An 18678-nucleotide genomic window follows, 5' to 3' on the forward strand; every position below is an offset into this window, starting at 1 on the left:
GAATGGATGAACGGGGTGCTTGATCATGAAGGAACAACGCAAACGCATGCTGGATAAAAGCATCTTGAAGCATGCGATCAAGGATAGCTTTATGAAATTAAATCCGATGATCATGATGAAAAATCCTGTCATGTTCGTCGTGGAGATCGGCACTTTGGTTGTGTTGCTGATGCTGCTGTTTCCCGGTTATTTTGGAACGGGTAATGAAATGGGCTTTAACCTGGCTGTTTTTATCATCCTGTTGTTCACGTTGCTCTTTGCTAACTTTGCTGAAGCGCTCGCAGAGGGTCGGGGTAAAGCACAAGCTGCCTCTTTGAAAAAATCCAAGCAGGACACACAAGCTAACAAGCTTGTCGGGGATGAGATTCAGGTGGTCAGCTCAACCGAGCTGCGGAAAGGTGACATTGTGATGGTGTCCCAGGGCGAGATGATTCCGAGCGATGGTGAGGTTATTGAAGGTCTTGCCTCAGTGGATGAATCGGCGATTACGGGAGAATCGGCTCCGGTGATCAAGGAATCGGGTGGTGATTTTTGCTCGGTAACCGGCGGGACGCGTGTGGTTAGTGACCGGATTAAGGTCCGGATTACGACAGAACCGGGTGAGACGTTCATTGATAAAATGATTTCGCTCGTGGAAGGCGCACAGCGGCAAAAGACGCCGAACGAGATTGCGCTGAATACCCTGCTGATCAGCCTAACGATTATTTTTCTGATCGTGGTAGTGACACTAGCACCGATTGCTCGTCATTTTAACATCGATCTGCCTGTTCCCATACTTATCTCGTTACTGGTCTGTCTGATTCCGACGACGATTGGAGGACTGCTGTCAGCCATCGGGATTGCCGGTATGGACCGGGTCACGCAGTTTAACGTGCTGGCGATGTCAGGCAAGGCGGTAGAAGCATCTGGAGACATCAATACAATGATTCTGGACAAAACGGGTACAATTACCTTCGGTAACCGGATGGCGAGCCAATTCGTGCCTGTAGGGGGCGTAGAGGAAATAAAGTTAGTAAAGTGGGCTGCGATGAGCTCGATGAAGGATGAGACGCCCGAGGGGCGCTCAGTTCTGGAGTTGATGCGCAAGCAGGAGTACACACTGGATGAATCCTTGGCAGCAGGAGGGACCTTTATCGAGTTCAAGGCGGAAACCCGGATGAGTGGTCTGGATCTGGCCGATGGACGAAAGGTACGTAAGGGCGCGGTGGACTCTGTCCGGCAGTGGGTACTATCGCAAAACGGCAGCGTCCCAGCCGATCTGGAGGAAAAGGCGAATCAGGTGGCCTCTGAAGGAGGTACGCCGCTGGCTGTCGCGCTGGATGATCAGATGTATGGCATTATTTATTTGAAGGACACGGTGAAGCCGGGCATGAAGGAGCGGTTCGATCAGCTCCGGGAAATGGGTATCCGTACGATCATGTGTACAGGGGATAATCCGCTGACTGCTGCGACGATTGCGCGGGAAGCGGGTGTGGATGATTTTGTGGCTGAAAGCAAGCCAGAGGATAAGATCGCGGTTATTCGTCGTGAGCAGGAGCTGGGAAAGCTGGTTGCCATGACCGGGGACGGTACGAATGATGCTCCTGCGCTGGCGCAGGCTGACGTTGGGCTTGCCATGAATAGTGGCACGGTCGCAGCCAAGGAAGCCGCCAATATGGTGGACCTGGATTCCGATCCGTCCAAAATTATTGAGGTGGTCGCTATCGGAAAGCAGTTACTCATGACACGCGGTGCTTTGACGACATTCAGTATCGCGAACGATGTTGCCAAATATTTTGCCATTATTCCGGCGATGTTCATGCTGGCGATTCCGCAAATGAGCGCATTGAACGTAATGGGGCTTGGCTCTCCGTTGTCCGCTATTTTGTCGGCGCTGATCTTTAATGCTGTTATTATTCCGCTTCTGATCCCGCTGGCCATGAAGGGCGTGAAGTATAAGCCCATGAGCTCGGATCGCCTGCTGGGACGGAATTTGCTGATTTACGGTTTGGGCGGTATGGTGGTGCCGTTTGTTGGCATTAAAGCCATTGATTTGCTAGTGCATTTGTGGATTTAACGCAGCCTGTGAAGGTGTGCATCTTGGATACTGAATGGAAGCGGAAAGGGTGAGCAATATGAGTGGCTTTTATCGGATGATGTCTGGACGCAGATTTGCTGCCCACGAAAAAGCCGGGTCTGCCCGGCAGGGGAATAACAAGCGTCCAGAGGGGGCTGTGCCGAATGGACAGTCGGAGAGAGAAGAGATGCGGGGAGGCACCATTATAGGAGTAGCCTTGCGTACCTCGGTGCTGATGATCCTCCTGTGCGGCCTCGCTTATCCGCTGGTTAGCACGGGCGTGGCACAGGTATTGTTTCCGCAGCAGGCGAATGGCAGTATGCTTCGTAATGCCGAGGGTCAGGTAGTCGGCTCCGAGCTGATCGGGCAGTCCTTTGCCAATCCGGCGTTTTTTCAGGGGCGGGTATCGAGCATAGATTATAATGGGGCCGGTTCAGGCTCCAGTAACTACGCACCGTCCAATCCGGCCTTGATACAGCGGGTCAAGGATTCCATAGCGGATTGGCAGAAAAATAACCCGGATGTACCGATCAGTCAGGTTCCGGTGGACCTGATTACGAACTCCGGCTCTGGTCTGGACCCGCATATCTCGCCGCAGGCGGCACAGGTTCAGATCCCGCGTATTAGCGGCTTGACCGGTATTGCGCAGGATAAGCTGAAGGCACTGGTGCAGGAGCAGACCGAAGGACGCAGTGCCGGAGTGTTTGGTGAGCCACGTGTGAACGTGCTCAAGCTGAACCTCGCGCTTGAAGCCCAAACGCGGGCCCAGCCTGCCAAGCGGTAAGTCTAGAGGTTGGAATAGAGCGATCAAAAAAAGGTATCCCGCAGCCATTTGGGCTAGTGAGATACCTTTTTCTTGATTTTAAAGTGTTGCTTATCTCTCAATGACCTGAAATGGTTTGAATGATAAGCACCACATTCAAAACAATGATGACGGCGGTCACGATCCAGGTTAATACTTTTTGCCATGTTTTGTTCGCAAACTCACCCATACGCTTTTTGTCGCTGGTGAAGATCAGCAATGGGATGATGGCAAAGGGAAGCTGGATGGACAGAATAACCTGACTTAGTACCAGCAGCTCTTCGGCCCCTTTTTCACCCGCGATAGCTGTGACGATTACCGCTGGAATGATAGCAATGAGTCGGGTCACCAGACGGCGCAGCCAAGGCGCGAGACGAAGGCTGAGAAAGCCCTCCATGACGATTTGCCCGGCTAAGGTACCGGTTACGGTTGAATTCTGACCGGAAGCGAGCAGCGCCACCCCGAACAGGATACTCGCGAGTGTGGTTCCGAGCAATGGCGACAGCAGATAGAAAGCATCGCTGATTTCCGCCACATCGGTTTTTCCTGCTGTATGGAACACGGCTGCGGCCACGATCAGAATGGCGGCATTGATAAACAGGGCGAACATGAGTGCTATACTCGAATCCCATGTCGCGAATTTGATAGCCTCCCGTTTGCCTGCTGACGTCTGCTCGAATTTACGAGTTTGTACGATGGACGAATGCAGGTACAGGTTATGGGGCATCACGGTAGCACCCATAATACCAATGGCGATATACAGCATGCTTGGGTTGGTCAAGATTTGCGAGTCCGGCACAAAGCCACCTAACACGCCGCTCCATTCCGGTTGGGCCAAAATGAGATTGATGCCAAAGCAGCCGGCAATCGTCACCATCAGTACAATGACCAGCGTTTCCAAAGCACGAAAACCTTTGTTTTGCAGCAATAAAATGAGCATGACATCGAATGCAGTAATCAGGACACCGTACAATAGGGGTATGCCGAACAGCAGCTTGAGTGCAATGGCTGAACCGATGACCTCGGCCAAATCCATGGCTGCAATAGCGATTTCGCATAAAAGCCATAAGCCGATCGCGACCGGGCGACTGTAGGCTTCACGGCACATTTGAGCCAAATCTTTACCTGTGGCAATGCCGAGCTTGCCGGATAAGGCCTGCAGCAAGATGGCCATCAGATTAGAGATCAGAATGACACTGAGCAGTGTATAGCCAAATTGCGATCCGCCCGCAATGTCTGTAGCCCAGTTGCCGGGGTCCATATAGCCGACAGCGACCATATAGCCGGGTCCGGCAAAGGCTAGGAATTTCCGAAACCACGTGCCGTTCTTCGGGACGTTCAAGGAACGATTCACTTCCGCTAGTGAAGCGATTTCCGCCAAGTTACCTTTTGTATTTCTCATACGCTTCACCTTCTTTATTCATGTTGAAATATATTATTAGTGACATAATGATTGCCTTATCCCTATTGTACACCCACAATAGTTTTTGTCTAGTGCAACTTTTGTGTGGTCAAGCAAATTAATCTTATTTTATAGATATAATGAAAAAATCAAGCTTTCCCTTCATTCATATTTCAAATGATTCATTTTGTGTGGTTCGTTTAAAGTACATACGAGAAGGAAATCATCATTAATATGACGATAATCCCAGCCAGCAGAATGTAAAACATAAAAGAAGGAGAGATGAAATCATGGAAGCATTATACACAGCATCAGCAACGGTACATGGTGGAAGAGACGGCTCTGTCGCTTCCTCGGACGGAGTTTTGAAGCATAAGCTCAGTACGCCGAAGGAATTGGGTGGCGCAGGTGGAGAGGCAACGAATCCGGAGCAATTGTTTGCGGCAGGCTATGGTGCATGTTATGAGAGCGCATTGGCTAATGTAGCCCGCAAAGCCAAGGTAAAGGTAGACAATGTTGAGGTCACCAGCCACGTGTCCATCGGCAAGGACCCGAGCGACGGCGGCTTCCAATTAGCGGTGCGTCTGGACGTGAAAATACCGGGTGTTGAGCGTCCCCAAGCCGAAGATTTGGCACGTCAGGCGCATGATTTTTGTCCATACTCCAAAGCGACTCGCGGCAACATTGACGTTGAGCTGAACGTCATTTGATCACGAAACACATCATCTCTACGTTCCAGCCGCTGATTGATCGGCGGCTTTTGCATATAGACCTTGATTCGCCGAGATCCGCGACCATTTGACATCATCGCCAAAATTCATTAAGATGGCTTAGGTGATTCTGGTCATCAGGTACGAAACAAATTTGAAAAATACGGGTGATATGATGTCTTACAGACCGAATATTGTTAATTTCACGCTGGCTGGCAGCAACGAAAAAGAAGGGCTTTATGAGTTTAAAATGAGTTTGGCCGATGGAACGGAGTGCCGCGTTTTTTCTCAACGTAATCCGGAGTGGATCTTGACGAATATCAGTCGATTGCTAACGACGCCTTGCCCGGTATGTCATAAGGATTTTATCTGCAAGTGTATGGATAAGTTCCATGATGAGTTTTTAGAGCAAATTAAATCGAAACAGCTGTTTGAGAAAGCATTGAGCTAGTTCTCAAAACAGGTAAAAGCCTATACATTGTTAAACAAGCGTCGGATGATTTCGGCGTTTTTTTGTTTATACTATATTGCTGATTATATTCTGTTGTTTATTTCCTGGAGGTGAAATGCATTTATGAAGCAATCTGACGATGCTTATCGAAATCCTTCTCAGCAAGATTATTCAATTGTGTTGGTGGATGGTGTATGCCATTTTTGTCAGGGGGCGGCCCGCTTCATTATTAAGCGTGACCCGAAGGGGAGGTTTCATTTTGGTTCCTTGCAATCCGAGCAGGGACAAAAGCTATTGCGTGCAGGAGGATTGTCAACGGATAAGCTGGATACGTTCGTACTAATTGAAGGCGGTATGTATTACACGAGGTCAACCGCAGCTCTGCGGATTGCCAGACGTCTTCGTTTTCCATATCCGCTGGCCTATGTCTTCATCCTCGTCCCCCGCTTTATACGCAATGCAGTCTATAGCTGGGTGGCACGTAACCGATACCGCTGGTTTGGCAAGGATGAGGAGGATCAATGTCAGATCCCCCCACCAGAAATGAGGCAACGATTTTTTTAACTGTTCAGGATTCAGGTTTCGGAGGAGCAGCTTCCTTATTAGCGCCCTTTTTGGAGCGATGACGACGGATTAGCCATATCACAATTGCCGTAATGAGGATCAGGCCCGCAACGGCTACATATATAATATGACGCACATTGGGTACGTTGACGGATAGCTTTAGCTCATTAGGCTCTAATGGGGCAATATCCCAACGTAGCGTTTTCCCGTCTGCCGATACACTGTCGGCATTGCTCGCAGCGGGCTGGATCGGTAAGGACAGGCTAAAATTAAGATCAAGCTGCCGCTCCAGTATTTTGCGTGCGAACACATTCATTTGCTCCAATTTGTCACTCAGTCCCCGAGCTTCTTCAGGAAGCATTCGTGGCAGATCGAGCTTCATTGTAAGATCAACATTCGTTGTGAAAAAATGTTGAGTCACAGCGCTTTTAAATTCTAATCCCTCAGGTAGATTTAAACCCAGAATGGGATTTTTTCCGCTTGTACTCCAATCTCCTTGATAGTGCCCCTTGATTTGATAACCCTTTCTTCCCTGCTCAGATAGTGGCTTAACATTTAGACTGTTGCCTTGAATCCGCTTGGCCAAGCGGTCCAGTAGCCCGGGATTATTCAGCATCAACAGCGTCTGATTGTTTACACTGAACGAAGCATCCATATCCACGCTCTGATCCAGATGAACGTCTACATGGACATCCCCACGTGCACAGGAAGTGAGAGGGATCAGACAGCACAGCAACACAAAAATGGGCAGCATTTTCCGTGTTTGATTTTGTTGATGCTTGTCCCGGTAAGGGTCGTATTCTGTTTGCTCCATGATCTTCACCTTCTTTATATATGTTCTTTCATTTAACGATTGGATATCTTCTATATATTACACATTCGGAGAGCTAAAATCGAACGAGCTGACAGTATAAATAGATTTTTATATTTAATATGTTTACCTAGGGAAACATTTTAGTGTATACTCTAAAAAATAGTATTAGTAAAAAACAATTGATAACACGAAATAGTTTGTCCTGAATGCATATAAATAGAGGAGGATATTGAAACATGAATAAACGGTTTAAGGCGGCTGTACCGCGTTGGGCTTTGATTGCAGGAACATTGTTCCTGATTTTAGTTGCAGCAAGTGCATGCACTAATGGTAAGAAGGCGGAGCAGGGAGCTGCCGGGGAGGCGGGGCAAAAAATAAAGGCCACAGCTACTATTGGCATGATTTCTGATATTGTCGGCAAGGTAGGCGGTAATCATGTGGAGGTCACAGGCATTATGAGATCAGGCGTTGACCCGCATTTGTACAAGGCTTCTCAGGGAGATATGCGCAAACTGGATCAGGCAGATATTATTTTTTATAACGGGTTGCATCTGGAAGGAAAAATGCAGGACATTTTGGAGAAGATCGGCAAGCAAAAACCTGTCGTACCTGTATCCAAAAATATTGCTCAGGATCAGTTGCGCTCAGGTAGCCCGGAAATGGGGTCGGAGCATGATCCGCATATCTGGTTTAACGTACAAAACTGGATGTCTGCGGTAGAAACCGTCAGAGATGAATTGTCTGCGCTTGATGCTGCTCATGCGGAGGATTATAAGGCGAATGCAGAAGCCTATCTCGCTGAGCTGCGGAAGCTGGATGATTACACGCGGGAGCAGATTGCCAGCATACCGGAAGCCCAGCGCGTGCTCGTCACGGCCCATGATGCTTTTGGCTATTTCGGAGATGCATACGACATTCAAGTGAAAGGGCTTCAAGGAATGAGTACAGAATCAGAAGCGGGCTCTCAGGATGTGACCAAGCTGCGTGATTATTTGGTTGAACATAAAATCAAGGCCATATTCGTAGAATCCAGCGTTCCGAGAAAGGCCATAGATGCGGTCATTCAGGGAGCGGCTCAGCAGGGTCATACGATCAAGGTTGGTGGCGAGTTGTACTCGGATGCCATGGGTGAAGAGGGCACGGAAGACGGTACGTATATTGGAATGGTCAAGCATAACGTCAATACGATTGTTAAAGCTCTTAATTAAAGGAGGAGGCAACACATGAGGCATTCACCGCTTGTGGTTCGTGATTTATCTGTAGCTTATCAAAAAAAGCCCGTTCTGCTTGACGTTTCCTTCGAGGTGCCAGAAGGCAAGCTGATTGGTATTATCGGTCCGAACGGGGCTGGGAAGTCCACGCTGATCAAGGCTGCGCTGGGACTAATACCAAAGCTCAGGGGCGAGGTGTTGGTTTACGGCAAGCCTTATAAACAGCAGTTGCTCAAGGTTGGTTATGTGCCGCAACGTGAGTCGGTAGATTGGGATTTTCCAACGAATGCGCTGGATGTGGTCATGATGGGACGATATGGCAGACTTGGTTGGTTCAAGCGGCCGGGAGCCGCTGATCGTCAGGCTGCGCTGGAAAGTCTGGACAAGGTAGGCATGAGCGACTATGCGGACAGGCAGATCAGTCAGTTATCCGGCGGGCAGCAGCAGCGTGTTTTTCTAGCCAGAGCACTTGCGCAGGACGCTCAGCTTTATTTTATGGATGAACCGTTTGTAGGTGTGGACGCTGCAACAGAAAAAGCCATTATTTCATTGCTCACAGATCTGAAGCGGCAAGGAAAAACCGTACTTGTCGTTCATCATGATTTGTCTACGGTCACAGATTATTTTGATCAGGTCATGCTGCTAAACGGGCATCTGATGGGGTTCGGAGAGACGGCAGATATTTTCACCGAGGAAAATCTGCAACGTACGTATGGCGGACGTCTGAGCATACTCAAAACAGGTCCGGATTCCGGATCGATACTCGGAGTGAGGTGAGCGGTATGACAAGCTTGGCTACGCTTTTGGCCGATCCGAATATGCAGTGGATTTTACTGGGCTGCATCTTGCTCGGTTTAAGCAGCGGCGTGATTGGCAGCTTTATGTATTTGCGCAAGCAGTCGCTCATGGGGGATGCTTTGGCACATGCGGCTTTGCCGGGGGTATGTGTAGCGTTTATGATTACGGGCACAAAATCCGTATTTGGATTTATGATCGGGGCCGCCATTGCAGGTATTGTTGCAACCTTTGCCATCAGTGCGCTGACCCGATACTCACGAATCAAAAGCGATTCGGCGATTGCGGCCGTGCTGTCTGTATTTTTCGGCTTTGGCATTATGCTCTTGACGGAAATCCAGCACAGCGGGGCGGGGAATCAGAGCGGGCTGGATAAATTTCTGTTCGGTCAGGCAGCGGCGATGGTATTGTCTGATGTTTACACGATGGCGGCCATTTCGGTGGTACTGATCGGGATCTGTATATTGTTCTTCAAGGAATTTAAGCTGCTTAGCTTTGATCCCGGCTTTGCCCGTGGACTTGGTTTTCCGGCAGGCTTGCTGGATAAGCTGTTGATGCTGCTGATTGTTATTGCGGTGGTTGCCGGTATTCAGGCGGTGGGTGTCATTATGATGGCGGCCTTGTTAATTACACCCGCGGTGTCTGCAAGATACTGGACGGAGAAGCTGGGGGTCATGGTGTGTCTGTCGGGTTTGTTTGGTGCTATAGCGGGCTTCGGTGGAACAATTATTAGTTCTCTGGGACAAAATCTGCCCACAGGGCCGTTGTGTGTGCTGTGTGCGACTGTCGTGTTCGGGGTGAGTCTGGTTTTTGCACCGCAGCGTGGATTGATTTCCAAGGCTATCGTTCGGTTGAACGCCAAAAAGAATCTGGAGCTGGCAGCTGCAACACAGCCAGGAAAGGAGCATGCCCTGTGAGTACATTTTATGTGATCTTGACTGGAATGTTAGTGGCAGGGGGATGCAGCATTGTCGGCTGTTTTCTCGTGCTACGAAAAATGGCCATGATTGGTGATGCCATCAGCCATGCCGTGTTGCCAGGGATTGTCATTGCCTTTTTGATCAGCGGGTCCAGGGATTCGGTGTGGATGATGTTTGGTGCAGCGGTATTGGGACTCCTTACGGTGTATCTGATTCAGCTGTTCCAACAAAGTGGTCTGCAAAGTGACGCCGCCATTGGTGTGGTGTTTACGACACTGTTTGCCATAGGTGTTCTGCTGGTTAGTGTGTTTGCTTCCAATGTCCATCTGGATATGGATCACGTGCTATATGGTGAGATTGCATATGTGCCATGGAATACGCTGGAGATAGCCGGCGTAGATGTCGGTCCGAGAGCGGTATGGATTACGGGTGCGATGTTTTTGATTAATTTGCTCGTGGTAGGAGTATTTTTCAAACAATTTAAAATCACTTCTTTCGATCCTGCGCTGGCGGCTTCGGTAGGTATTCCGGTTGTTTTTTTTCACTATCTGCTGATGAGTCTCGTCTCGCTTACGACGGTGGCATCGTTTGAGAGCGTGGGTGCGATTCTGGTGGTCGGAATGCTCGTGGTACCGCCTCTTACGGCTTATCTGCTGACGGAGAAGTTATCCCGTATGATTGTGTACAGCGTCGGGTTGGGGGCGATCAGTTCGGTAGCAGGCTTTTACATAGCAAGTGTACTGGATGCCTCTATTGCCGCATGTATGCTGTGTGTATCGGGTTTGCTGTTGCTGTTGGCCTTTCTCTTTTCCCCGTCCCATGGGGTGGTGTGGCAAAAGTTGTTCCAGCAACGAGGACTGGTTCGTGAAGACAGCAAGTAATTCGCAGAAAGCGATCATCTATGAGTGCCTAAAATAGCGTGCAGACAGGTAGAAAATGCCTGAATGCGCGTTTTTTTGCGCGTATGCTGCCCTGTGTGACTTATTTGGCGCAAGCTGGAGCGGATCGTCTTGAATTGTTGGGGACACGGGAGTACATTCATTACAGCGATACAAGAACGGACGGAACGATCTGTCACGTTGCAGGGAGGCACAAAGATGGAGAGCTTTAAACGTAAATCACCAGAGGAAATATTGGATTCCATTAATAAACTGCATCGAGGCAGACTCAAAATATACATTGGAGCGGTCAGTGGATCGGGCAAAACGTATCATATGCTTCAGGAAGGACAATCGCTTCAGCATGAAGGTATCGACGTTGTGATTTGTGCAGTGTCGACCATGCAGCGGCGCGAGACGGTGGAGCAGGTGGGCACGCTGGAGCGGATACCCAGTATCCATTGGGTTCAGGATGGGATAGAGCAGAAGGATTTAAATCTAAAAGCACTGGAGGAACGCAATCCCGAGGTGGTGCTGGTGGATCATTTGGCACATCGCAACCGGGAAGGCGCCCCATTTCCAACCCGGCTGGAGGATATTCAATATCTGCTGGAGCTGGGGATTAGTGTCATTACGACGGTCAATGTCTATGAGCTGGAAGGAATTACGGAGTGGGTTTATCAGCTAACAGGAATAGAAACGGAATATACAGTTCCTATCGATACGCTGGAGCTGGCGGATGAAATTCGTCTGATTGATGTCACACCCGAAACGATTTTGGAACGGCTGGCGAAAGGGTACATGCATGCGCCCAATCCTGAGATGTTTCATCGGGGGAATCTGGGTAAGCTGCGTGAGCTGGCTCTGCGATTGGTGGCGGAGGATGTGAACGATTCACTGGAACGGCATCGAGAGGAATTGGGTTTGCACGGGGCATCAGGAGCCGCAGAGCGTATTTTGGTGCCTGTCCAGTATCACTGGAACGGGTCCATTTATGTACGCAGGGGGGAGCAAGTGGCCAAGCGGCTGGGTGGAGATATGCTGGTGGCCTCCTTTGTCGATCCGAAGCGCAAGCTGTCCAAGGAATCGGCGGCCTTCAAGCGCTCGATTGAGCAACTGGTTGACAAGGTAGGGTCGGAATTTGAAGAAATCCCGCTCATTTCCCGCAGAAGATTGCCTCGGCAGCTTATCCATTATGCGGTGGCGCGCAATGTTACCCGGATCGTTATGGGACATTCCCGGCAGACCCGGTGGCAGGAACTGGTTAGAGGCTCGCTGGTGAACGGAATCTTTAAGCGAATGAAAAATATGGATCTGCTGCTTATTGCCGACCGCGCTGAGCAGGAGGGCGAACGTATTTTGCCGACGATGAGGCAGGAGGAAGGAGACAATGATCCGTATCATCGTCTGAGCGATGAAGAAGCGCAGGCTGAGGCTGCCAAAATCCGGCGCGGCAGGCTCAAGGTATATATTGGTGCTGCTCCCGGTGTCGGCAAGACGTACACGATGCTCAGAGAGGGAAATGATCTGCTGACAAGCGGGATTGATGTTGTTATCGGACTACTGGAAACGCATGGAAGGACGGAAACGCTGACACAAGTAGGCTTGCTGGATACCGTTCCTCGTCAGACTATGGAGCGGCATGGCGTACATTTGGAGGAAATGGACACTGAAGCGATTCTCAGGCGCAATCCCGAGGTGGTCCTAATTGACGAACTGGCGCATACCAATGTTCCCGGCAGTTCAAGATCCAAGCGTTATGAGGATGTGCTGATGATTTTGGAACAAGGGATTTCTGTCATTTCCACAATGAATGTACAGCATCTGGAGAGCCTGAATGACGCGGTTGAGCAGATTACCGGGATTCGGGTGAGGGAGACTGTTCCCGACCATATGATGCGGCTGGCCGATGAGGTGCAGCTCATTGATGTGGCTCCCAAATCGTTGCAACAGCGTATGCGTGATGGCAAAATATACGATCCTGTCAAGGTGGAGCAGGCGCTTAGCCATTTTTTTAAATTAGGCAATCTGATTGCCTTGCGGGAGCTTGCTCTGCGGGAATTGGCAGATGACGTAGACGAACGGCTGGAATCGTGGGATCGACACGAATCGCTTAGAGGTCCGTGGCGTAGAGAGGAAGTAATTTTCGTAGGGGTGACGCTCAGTAACAATGCCGAAAGGCTGATTCGACGCGGTTTTCGTATTGCTTTTCGTTTGAAGGCGGTGTGGATCGTGACCTATGTTCATGTAGGTATAAGCATACCGGAGAAGCTAAACTCCCGACTGGAGCAGTTGAAAATGCTAACCCACCGTCTGGGAGGAACCTTCGAAATCCGGCTTGTTTCCAGTCGGGGAAAGATTGCTGATATATTGATTACTCCGGTGGAAGGGTACACGGGGACGCAGTTAATTGTGGGGCAGTCCTCCAGAAGAAGCCGTTGGGGAAAGGATGCGGTCGTCCCGCAAATTCTCCGTCAAGCGCGTCATATGGATGTTCTGATCGTGGCGGACTATGACCCGGACATCAAGTTGGAGGAAGAGGATTGAATCGCCTAATCCTTTTATAAATAGTCAGATGCTGGTTTCCGGTTGTTCAGTGCTTCCATAGTATATTCTATCTCAAAGAATTGGAGGCGAATTCGAATATGTTTAAACATCGTCCGCGTCATTGTCATTTTCCTAAGCCAAGAAAACGTTTCTTTAAGAAGATTTTCAAAACAACGGTGACTACAATTAAATTTGAACCTAAAGTTAAACGTCGTCATTTCACTCATGTGGAATGTGGCGTGCTGAAAGGCCATCACCATCACCACCGGAAACATCGTCATCATCGTCACCATGACTGTCACCGTTGTCACCACAAATTCTTCTAAGATTAAGGCAATGGAGGCGGGCTTGAATGCCCGCCTTTTGCTACATAAGGATTGTGAAGAAATTCTAACATAAAAAATGCTTGCTCTAAAATAGGCGCTGTGCTATTCTACCAGTAAATAGATTGCACGTGACGGAAGCACCGTTCACCAACCGTATGTATGTACGGTTTGATGAACGGTGCTTTTTTGCGTTGTTGTTTTGGGGGAGGGGATGAGCGTCATGATTCCGGTAAAAGTGGTTCTGGCTGTAGGTAGTCGGGATTATATCGAGCCACTGCTGAATTATGTACACGGAAGCGAGTACGCCAGAAGGCTGAGAGTAACGGCATTTTCGCAGCCGGAGGCATTTCGCCAATACATGATGGAAACGGCTGGAATGAAAAAGCCGGATGTTGTGGTGGGTGAAGCCGCTTTTTTGAGTCTGTGGACAGATCGGGAAGCTTCTGATATTCCTTGTCTGGTGCTACATGAGGGAGAACAGGTGAGCGAATACGGACAACCTTTATTAAAATATCAGCCCTTGTCTGAACTGGTGGGCTTTATTTTGGAAACGGTGAGACAGCGGACAAGTGGGCAGCAGAGCTTAAACAGCCGGGAAGGCGGAATGATTATTGGCATGGTTGCAGCCTCCGGCGGGCTGGGCAAGACAACGGCCGCACTCAATATATCCAAGCAGCTGGGAAATGAGGGGTATTCGGTTTTTTATTTGAATTTGGAAACGGTGGATTCAAGTTCGTTATTCACAGGTTCCGGCAGTTCTAGTGAAGGAGAAGGAGAGGGGCTGTCCAGACTGCTTTATGATCTCAAGGCGATGGGACATAACGGAAATCCCTTATCTGTCGCTTCGTATTGTGTGCGCCGTTCTGAAATTCAGGCCGACACCTTTCAACCTGTCGATAACCGCAAGGAACTGATAGACATGACCTGTGATGAAGCGGTAGAGCTGATTCGGACGATTGCCGAAAGTGGACAGTATGATGTCGTAATTGTAGATGGCGAGTCTGAAAATAGTGACCGGGCTCAAGCTGTGCTTAAAGCCAGTCATAGGCTGATTTGGCTGCTGGCTGACGATTTAATGAGCATGCACAAGTGCGGGCTATGGCTGGATGTTCTGGAAGCCACACAGCCGGAAGGACTTGAAGCCATGCTGACCAAAACCCGCTTTGTGGTGAACCGTTATATGGGAACTATGGTCAACTCGTTACCTCGGGATTTTATGGAGCTGAACGGGGCGCTGCCTTACATTCCTTCATGGAAGCAGATGCAGCATCGTGAGCTGCTGCTTAGTTCGCCGATTTATCAGCGGGAAATTCGCCAGCTGTGCCGCGAGCTGCTGAATGTGGAGACTGTAACACAGCCGCCCGCTGCTTGGTCTTAAAGGGGGCCGATGAACATGAATGAAGAACGGTTTCGTGCACTACGAGCGGATATCCGGGGAGGCCTGGACGTCACGTCCTCGGTAGGGGATGCAGAGTTAGTGCGGCATATTGAAAATCGAATTTTGCATGACACAGAGCTGGCAGGTTTGACCTCCAGAGAAAAGCATGCGCTGGTCCGTAAAATTTTTAATTCCTTCCGTGGGCTGGATGTGCTCCAGCCGTTGATCGATGATCCTACGGTTACGGAAATTATGATTAACAGTCATCGGGAAATTTTTGTGGAGCGGGCAGGTGAGGTGATCCAGGCACCCGATCAATTTGAATCCCGTGAGCGACTGGAGGATTTGATCCAGACGATTGTAGCCGGGGTGAACCGGATTGTGAATGAGTCTTCGCCGATTGTCGACGCCCGATTAAAGGATGGATCACGCGTAAATATTGTGCTACCGCCAGTCGCTCTCAAAGGGCCGACGATGACGATACGGAAGTTTCCCGAGCGTCCGATGACGATGGATGATTTGATACGAATGGGGGCGCTGGATGCAGAAGCCGCCCATATGCTCAAGGACTTGGTACGTAGCAAGTACAACATTTTTATAAGCGGGGGTACGGGTTCCGGTAAAACCACCTTTCTGAATGCATTATCCCAGTTTATCCCGCCGTCGGAACGGATTATTACGATTGAAGATTCGGCAGAGCTGCAAATTGTAACCGTCCCTAATCTGGTTTCCATGGAAACACGGAATGCCAACACCGAGGGCAAGGGCGAAATCACGATTCGTGATCTGATTCGTTCCTCCCTGCGTATGCGGCCCAATCGCATTGTGGTGGGTGAGGTCAGGGGGAGCGAGGCGTTGGATATGTTACAGGCGATGAACACAGGACATGATGGATCGTTATCGACGGGGCACGCGAATAATATTCGTGATATGGTCAGCAGATTGGAAACGATGGTACTGGGTGGGGCTGATCTTCCGCTTGGTGTGGTACGACAGCAGATCAGCTCGGCCATTGATATATTCGTGCATCTGTCACGATTGCGCGACAAATCCAGACGGGTGCTGGAAATTAGCGAGGTAACTGGCTTTGAAAATGGTGAAGTGATACTCAATCCGCTCTATCGTTTTCAGGAGCGGGGGGAAAGTAAAGGACGCATCGTCGGAAGGCTGGAGTGTTGCGGTGAAGGTCTGCAGCATACGTTGAAGCTGCAAATGGCCGGGATGAAGCCGGAAAGCTGGAGCAGGGGGGAAGCGTCGGTATGAAGCCAGGAAAAGCGGCTGTGAAGTCGGGGCAAGCATCCCGTCAGGCTAATTCTCTGCCGGACTATACGGTATATACACTGTCACCTGTGCAAAAAAGCCTGTGTATCCTCTTTAGTGGCGTGCTATTCGCGATGATCGGCTATCTTTTTTATCATCAATGGATATTGTCGTTGCTGTGCGCTGCTGGAGCTTTAGTGACGCCACGTTATTTTCGTCAGCTTTTGCTGCAACGGCGCAGGTCGGCTCTAAGCATTCAATTCAAGCAGGCTTTATATTCGCTCTCGTCTTCCCTTTCGGCGGGAAGGTCGGTGGAGAACGGCTTTCGTGAAGCCGTGGAGGATTTAAGGCTACTTAGCCCGGATGGAGATCATGATCTGATTTTTGAATTTAACATTATTACAGCCTATCTGGAAATTGGACAACCTGTGGAGACGGCTTTGCAGGATTTTGCTCATCGGGCGCAGATGGAGGATATTACGAATTTTGCGGACGTGTTTGCAGCTTGCAAACGAACCGGGGGTGATCTGGTGGAGGTCGTGCGACGGGCTTCAAGTGTTATAGGGGAGAAGCTGGAAATTCAGCAAGAGATCGGTGTGATGATCGCGCAGAAACGTTTTGAATCGAGAGTTATGTTTGCGGCGCCTTTTTTGTTTGTACTGTTTATGACCATGACTGCGGGAGATTACATGATGCCGTTATACAGCGGGACAGGTATGATTTTGTCTACCTTTTGCCTATTGGTGCTTGGTGGCTGCCTCGTGTGGATCAACCACATTATGAAGATTGAAGTGTAAGGAGAGATAGCGTGGTGATATTGGTTTGTCTGGTCATGCTGGTTCTGCAAGTGGGAGGTTGGGTGGTGCTGAACCGGATATATGGTGCTAAGTATGCGAGCTTTCGTCATATGAAGCTGGAAGGACTGCGGCTGCAAAGGCTCTCGGTTCCTTTCGTACACATGATCCATGCTTCACGTGCCGCCCAAAGACTGCCTTTGCTGATGTTCAAGCTACAGCGCTCGGTACAAAAGCTCTACGGTATGCGCAACAGCGGGGAGAAAACGATGATTTTTTTAGCTGAGATGCTCGGCTACGGATACTTGATGGTCGCTGGTGGAGCTTTAATATCGCTCATGATGGACGGGGATACGACCGGGCTGGTGCTCGGATTAGGGCTGGGTATTCTGGTGCCTATCGCGTTGGTCAAGGATTTGCACGGGAAGGTACAGAAGCGGGATCAGCAAATTTTAATGGAGTTACCTGAATTGCTGAGTAAAATCATGCTTTTGGTCGGTGCAGGCGAGACGGTACAGCGGGCATTGCTTCATTGCGTGGAGCGCAAAGGGGCGGATACGGTACATCCGTTGTATCGGGAGCTGCGTCAGACGGTGGGGGAATTGGAAAGTGGCTATTCCTTTCAACAGGCATTTGAGCATTTGAGCAAGCGCTGCGGCATTCAGGAAATGACGGTGTTTACGACAACGGTGTTGCTGAATATGAGACGCGGCGGAAGCGATTTTGTGATGGCTTTACGTGAGTTGTCCCAGACGTTATGGAGCAAGCGGACTTCGATTAGCCGCACAAGAGGAGAGCAGGCTTCATCTAAGCTGGTATTTCCGATGGCGCTGATTTTGCTAACGGTTATTGTGCTGGTGGGTGCTCCCGCTTTAATGATGATGAATATGTAGGAGGAATACAACGATGATGACATTAGTAACAGGCAGTATTCGTAAATTGTACAAGGATGAGGACGGTCTGGGTACGTTGGAAATGATTTTGATTATCGCGATTCTGATTGCGGTGGCGATTATTTTCAAGGATCAGATCAAGAAGATTGTAGAAGGTCTGTTGAAAAAAGCGGATAAAAAGAGTAACGACTTCATGGATTCATAATGCTGCGCAATTTGGCACACAAAGAAGAAGGGAGCTTCTCATTGGAAGCTTCCCTCGTCTTTCCTATACTGTTGCTGGTCATTTTTGTGATGTTATTTTTTTGCCTGTACATATATCAAAAATCCATCTTGGTGCAGGTCGCTTCTACTGCTTCGGAACGAGCCGCTTATAGCTGGGATAACAGCTTCAAGGAACCGCGTACAGGCGCATTCACCCAAGGACAACGAGATTCGCTTTATTGGCGCTTAAAGGATGATGTGATGCTGGGAGCTTTGTTTGGGTGGGCTGGAGCCAATAATCAGGTAAGTGTGCAGGTGCCTGGTGGCGGTGGAGGAGGCGATTTGCCCGCTCAGAAGCTGTCTCACGCCGAGAGTGGCATGCCTGCCGGTATGCAGGGACAGATGACGTATGAGAACAGCCTGATCAGCCGCAAGGTGACGACGGAGCTGAATAAAATAGTGAAAGTGCCTTTGCTGAATCAGTTTCTGGATCAGACGGATTTGCAGGGGACCATGAGCTCAGGGGTAGTGGAGCCTGTGGAATGGATTCGCACGGTGGAGCTGGCTCGATATTATGGAGCAAAGTTTATGGGCAGAGGATCAGGGGAAAAGGTAAACCCGGCAGTTGCAGGACAAGTATTGACGCAATATGGACAGAACGGTCAGTAAGAAG

19 protein-coding genes are annotated in these 18678 nt (G+C 49.6%); 17 read left to right on the forward strand and 2 right to left on the reverse strand.

Annotated elements, in window-relative coordinates:
* The first annotated feature begins 25 nt into the window (after nucleotides 1–25).
* Both kdpB and kdpC read left to right on the forward strand, forming a co-directional pair.
* Nucleotides 26–2056: a potassium-transporting ATPase subunit KdpB gene (gene kdpB, locus ABH897_RS11880; protein ID WP_404519882.1), complete on the forward strand. Its 2031-nt coding sequence runs from the start codon at nucleotides 26–28 to the stop codon at nucleotides 2054–2056.
* A 58-nt stretch (nucleotides 2057–2114) separates the two neighbouring features.
* Nucleotides 2115–2840: a potassium-transporting ATPase subunit KdpC gene (gene kdpC / locus ABH897_RS11885; RefSeq protein WP_283656220.1), complete on the forward strand. Its 726-nt coding sequence runs from the start codon at nucleotides 2115–2117 to the stop codon at nucleotides 2838–2840.
* Nucleotides 2841–2937: 97 nt separating this feature from the next.
* On the opposite strand, the gene ABH897_RS11890 is transcribed toward kdpC, so the two are convergent.
* Nucleotides 2938–4260: an Nramp family divalent metal transporter gene (locus tag ABH897_RS11890; RefSeq protein WP_404519883.1), complete on the reverse strand. Its 1323-nt coding sequence runs from the start codon at nucleotides 4258–4260 to the stop codon at nucleotides 2938–2940.
* A gap of 290 nt (nucleotides 4261–4550) precedes the next feature.
* Between ABH897_RS11890 and ABH897_RS11895 the strand changes: the two genes are divergently transcribed.
* The 3 genes from ABH897_RS11895 (at nucleotide 4551) to ABH897_RS11905 (ending at nucleotide 5985) form a co-directional block, all read left to right on the forward strand.
* Nucleotides 4551–4970 carry an organic hydroperoxide resistance protein gene (locus ABH897_RS11895; protein ID WP_283655072.1) on the forward strand — a complete coding sequence of 140 codons (420 nt, stop codon included), beginning with the start codon at nucleotides 4551–4553 and terminating at the stop codon, nucleotides 4968–4970.
* A 124-nt stretch (nucleotides 4971–5094) separates the two neighbouring features.
* Entirely contained in the window at nucleotides 5095–5421 is a 327-nt protein-coding gene (locus ABH897_RS11900) for a hypothetical protein (RefSeq protein WP_137062016.1), read from the forward strand.
* A gap of 123 nt (nucleotides 5422–5544) precedes the next feature.
* Nucleotides 5545–5985 (forward strand): thiol-disulfide oxidoreductase DCC family protein, encoded by a 441-nt coding sequence (locus tag ABH897_RS11905; RefSeq protein WP_283655073.1) that lies wholly within the window; start codon nucleotides 5545–5547, stop codon nucleotides 5983–5985.
* Between the two features lie 4 nt (nucleotides 5986–5989).
* Here the strand turns inward: ABH897_RS11905 and ABH897_RS11910 are convergent, their stop codons facing one another.
* Nucleotides 5990–6799, reverse strand: coding sequence for a DUF3153 domain-containing protein (locus tag ABH897_RS11910; protein WP_283655074.1), 810 nt, complete (start codon nucleotides 6797–6799; stop codon nucleotides 5990–5992).
* A gap of 236 nt (nucleotides 6800–7035) precedes the next feature.
* Here ABH897_RS11910 and ABH897_RS11915 point away from each other — a divergent pair, with 236 nt between their 5' ends.
* The 12 genes from ABH897_RS11915 to ABH897_RS11970 all read left to right on the forward strand — a co-directional run bounded on the left by ABH897_RS11915 (nucleotide 7036) and on the right by ABH897_RS11970 (nucleotide 18674).
* The gene (locus ABH897_RS11915) at nucleotides 7036–8007 is read left to right on the forward strand and encodes a metal ABC transporter solute-binding protein, Zn/Mn family (RefSeq protein ID WP_283655075.1); all 972 of its coding nucleotides are present in this window, start codon (nucleotides 7036–7038) and stop codon (nucleotides 8005–8007) included.
* Between the two features lie 15 nt (nucleotides 8008–8022).
* A complete protein-coding gene (locus ABH897_RS11920) occupies nucleotides 8023–8787 on the forward strand; it encodes a metal ABC transporter ATP-binding protein (RefSeq protein ID WP_283655076.1) in 765 nt (254 codons plus the stop codon).
* A gap of 5 nt (nucleotides 8788–8792) precedes the next feature.
* Nucleotides 8793–9722: a metal ABC transporter permease gene (locus ABH897_RS11925; protein WP_283655077.1), complete on the forward strand. Its 930-nt coding sequence runs from the start codon at nucleotides 8793–8795 to the stop codon at nucleotides 9720–9722.
* Nucleotides 9719–10606, forward strand: a complete 888-nt coding sequence (locus tag ABH897_RS11930; RefSeq protein WP_137062022.1) for a metal ABC transporter permease — start codon at nucleotides 9719–9721, stop codon at nucleotides 10604–10606. Before ABH897_RS11925 ends, ABH897_RS11930 begins: the two co-directional genes overlap by 4 nt.
* Before the next feature lie 38 nt (nucleotides 10607–10644).
* Nucleotides 10645–10836, forward strand: a complete 192-nt coding sequence (locus ABH897_RS11935; protein ID WP_404592029.1) for a hypothetical protein — start codon at nucleotides 10645–10647, stop codon at nucleotides 10834–10836.
* The gene (locus tag ABH897_RS11940) at nucleotides 10823–13150 is read left to right on the forward strand and encodes a histidine kinase (RefSeq protein ID WP_404592031.1); all 2328 of its coding nucleotides are present in this window, start codon (nucleotides 10823–10825) and stop codon (nucleotides 13148–13150) included. The genes ABH897_RS11935 and ABH897_RS11940 overlap by 14 nt, the downstream gene beginning before the upstream one ends.
* A 546-nt stretch (nucleotides 13151–13696) precedes the next feature.
* The gene (locus ABH897_RS11945) at nucleotides 13697–14854 is read left to right on the forward strand and encodes a P-loop NTPase family protein (RefSeq protein ID WP_283655080.1); all 1158 of its coding nucleotides are present in this window, start codon (nucleotides 13697–13699) and stop codon (nucleotides 14852–14854) included.
* A 15-nt stretch (nucleotides 14855–14869) separates the two neighbouring features.
* Complete coding sequence (locus tag ABH897_RS11950) at nucleotides 14870–16117, forward strand: TadA family conjugal transfer-associated ATPase (RefSeq protein ID WP_283657719.1); 1248 nt, start codon at nucleotides 14870–14872, stop codon at nucleotides 16115–16117.
* The gene (locus ABH897_RS11955) at nucleotides 16114–16911 is read left to right on the forward strand and encodes a type II secretion system F family protein (RefSeq protein WP_404580795.1); all 798 of its coding nucleotides are present in this window, start codon (nucleotides 16114–16116) and stop codon (nucleotides 16909–16911) included. The genes ABH897_RS11950 and ABH897_RS11955 overlap by 4 nt, the downstream gene beginning before the upstream one ends.
* Nucleotides 16912–16922: 11 nt before the next feature.
* Nucleotides 16923–17801 carry a type II secretion system F family protein gene (locus ABH897_RS11960; RefSeq protein WP_404592033.1) on the forward strand — a complete coding sequence of 293 codons (879 nt, stop codon included), beginning with the start codon at nucleotides 16923–16925 and terminating at the stop codon, nucleotides 17799–17801.
* A gap of 13 nt (nucleotides 17802–17814) precedes the next feature.
* Complete coding sequence (locus tag ABH897_RS11965) at nucleotides 17815–18006, forward strand: Flp1 family type IVb pilin (RefSeq protein WP_013309278.1); 192 nt, start codon at nucleotides 17815–17817, stop codon at nucleotides 18004–18006.
* On the forward strand, nucleotides 18006–18674 hold the full coding sequence (locus ABH897_RS11970) for a TadE family protein (protein WP_404519890.1): 669 nt from the start codon (nucleotides 18006–18008) through the stop codon (nucleotides 18672–18674). Before ABH897_RS11965 ends, ABH897_RS11970 begins: the two co-directional genes overlap by 1 nt.
* Nucleotides 18675–18678: the final 4 nt, after the last annotated feature.

This window comes from Paenibacillus sp. RC73 (assembly GCF_044908085.1).
GTDB lineage: Bacteria > Bacillota > Bacilli > Paenibacillales > Paenibacillaceae > Paenibacillus > Paenibacillus terrae_A.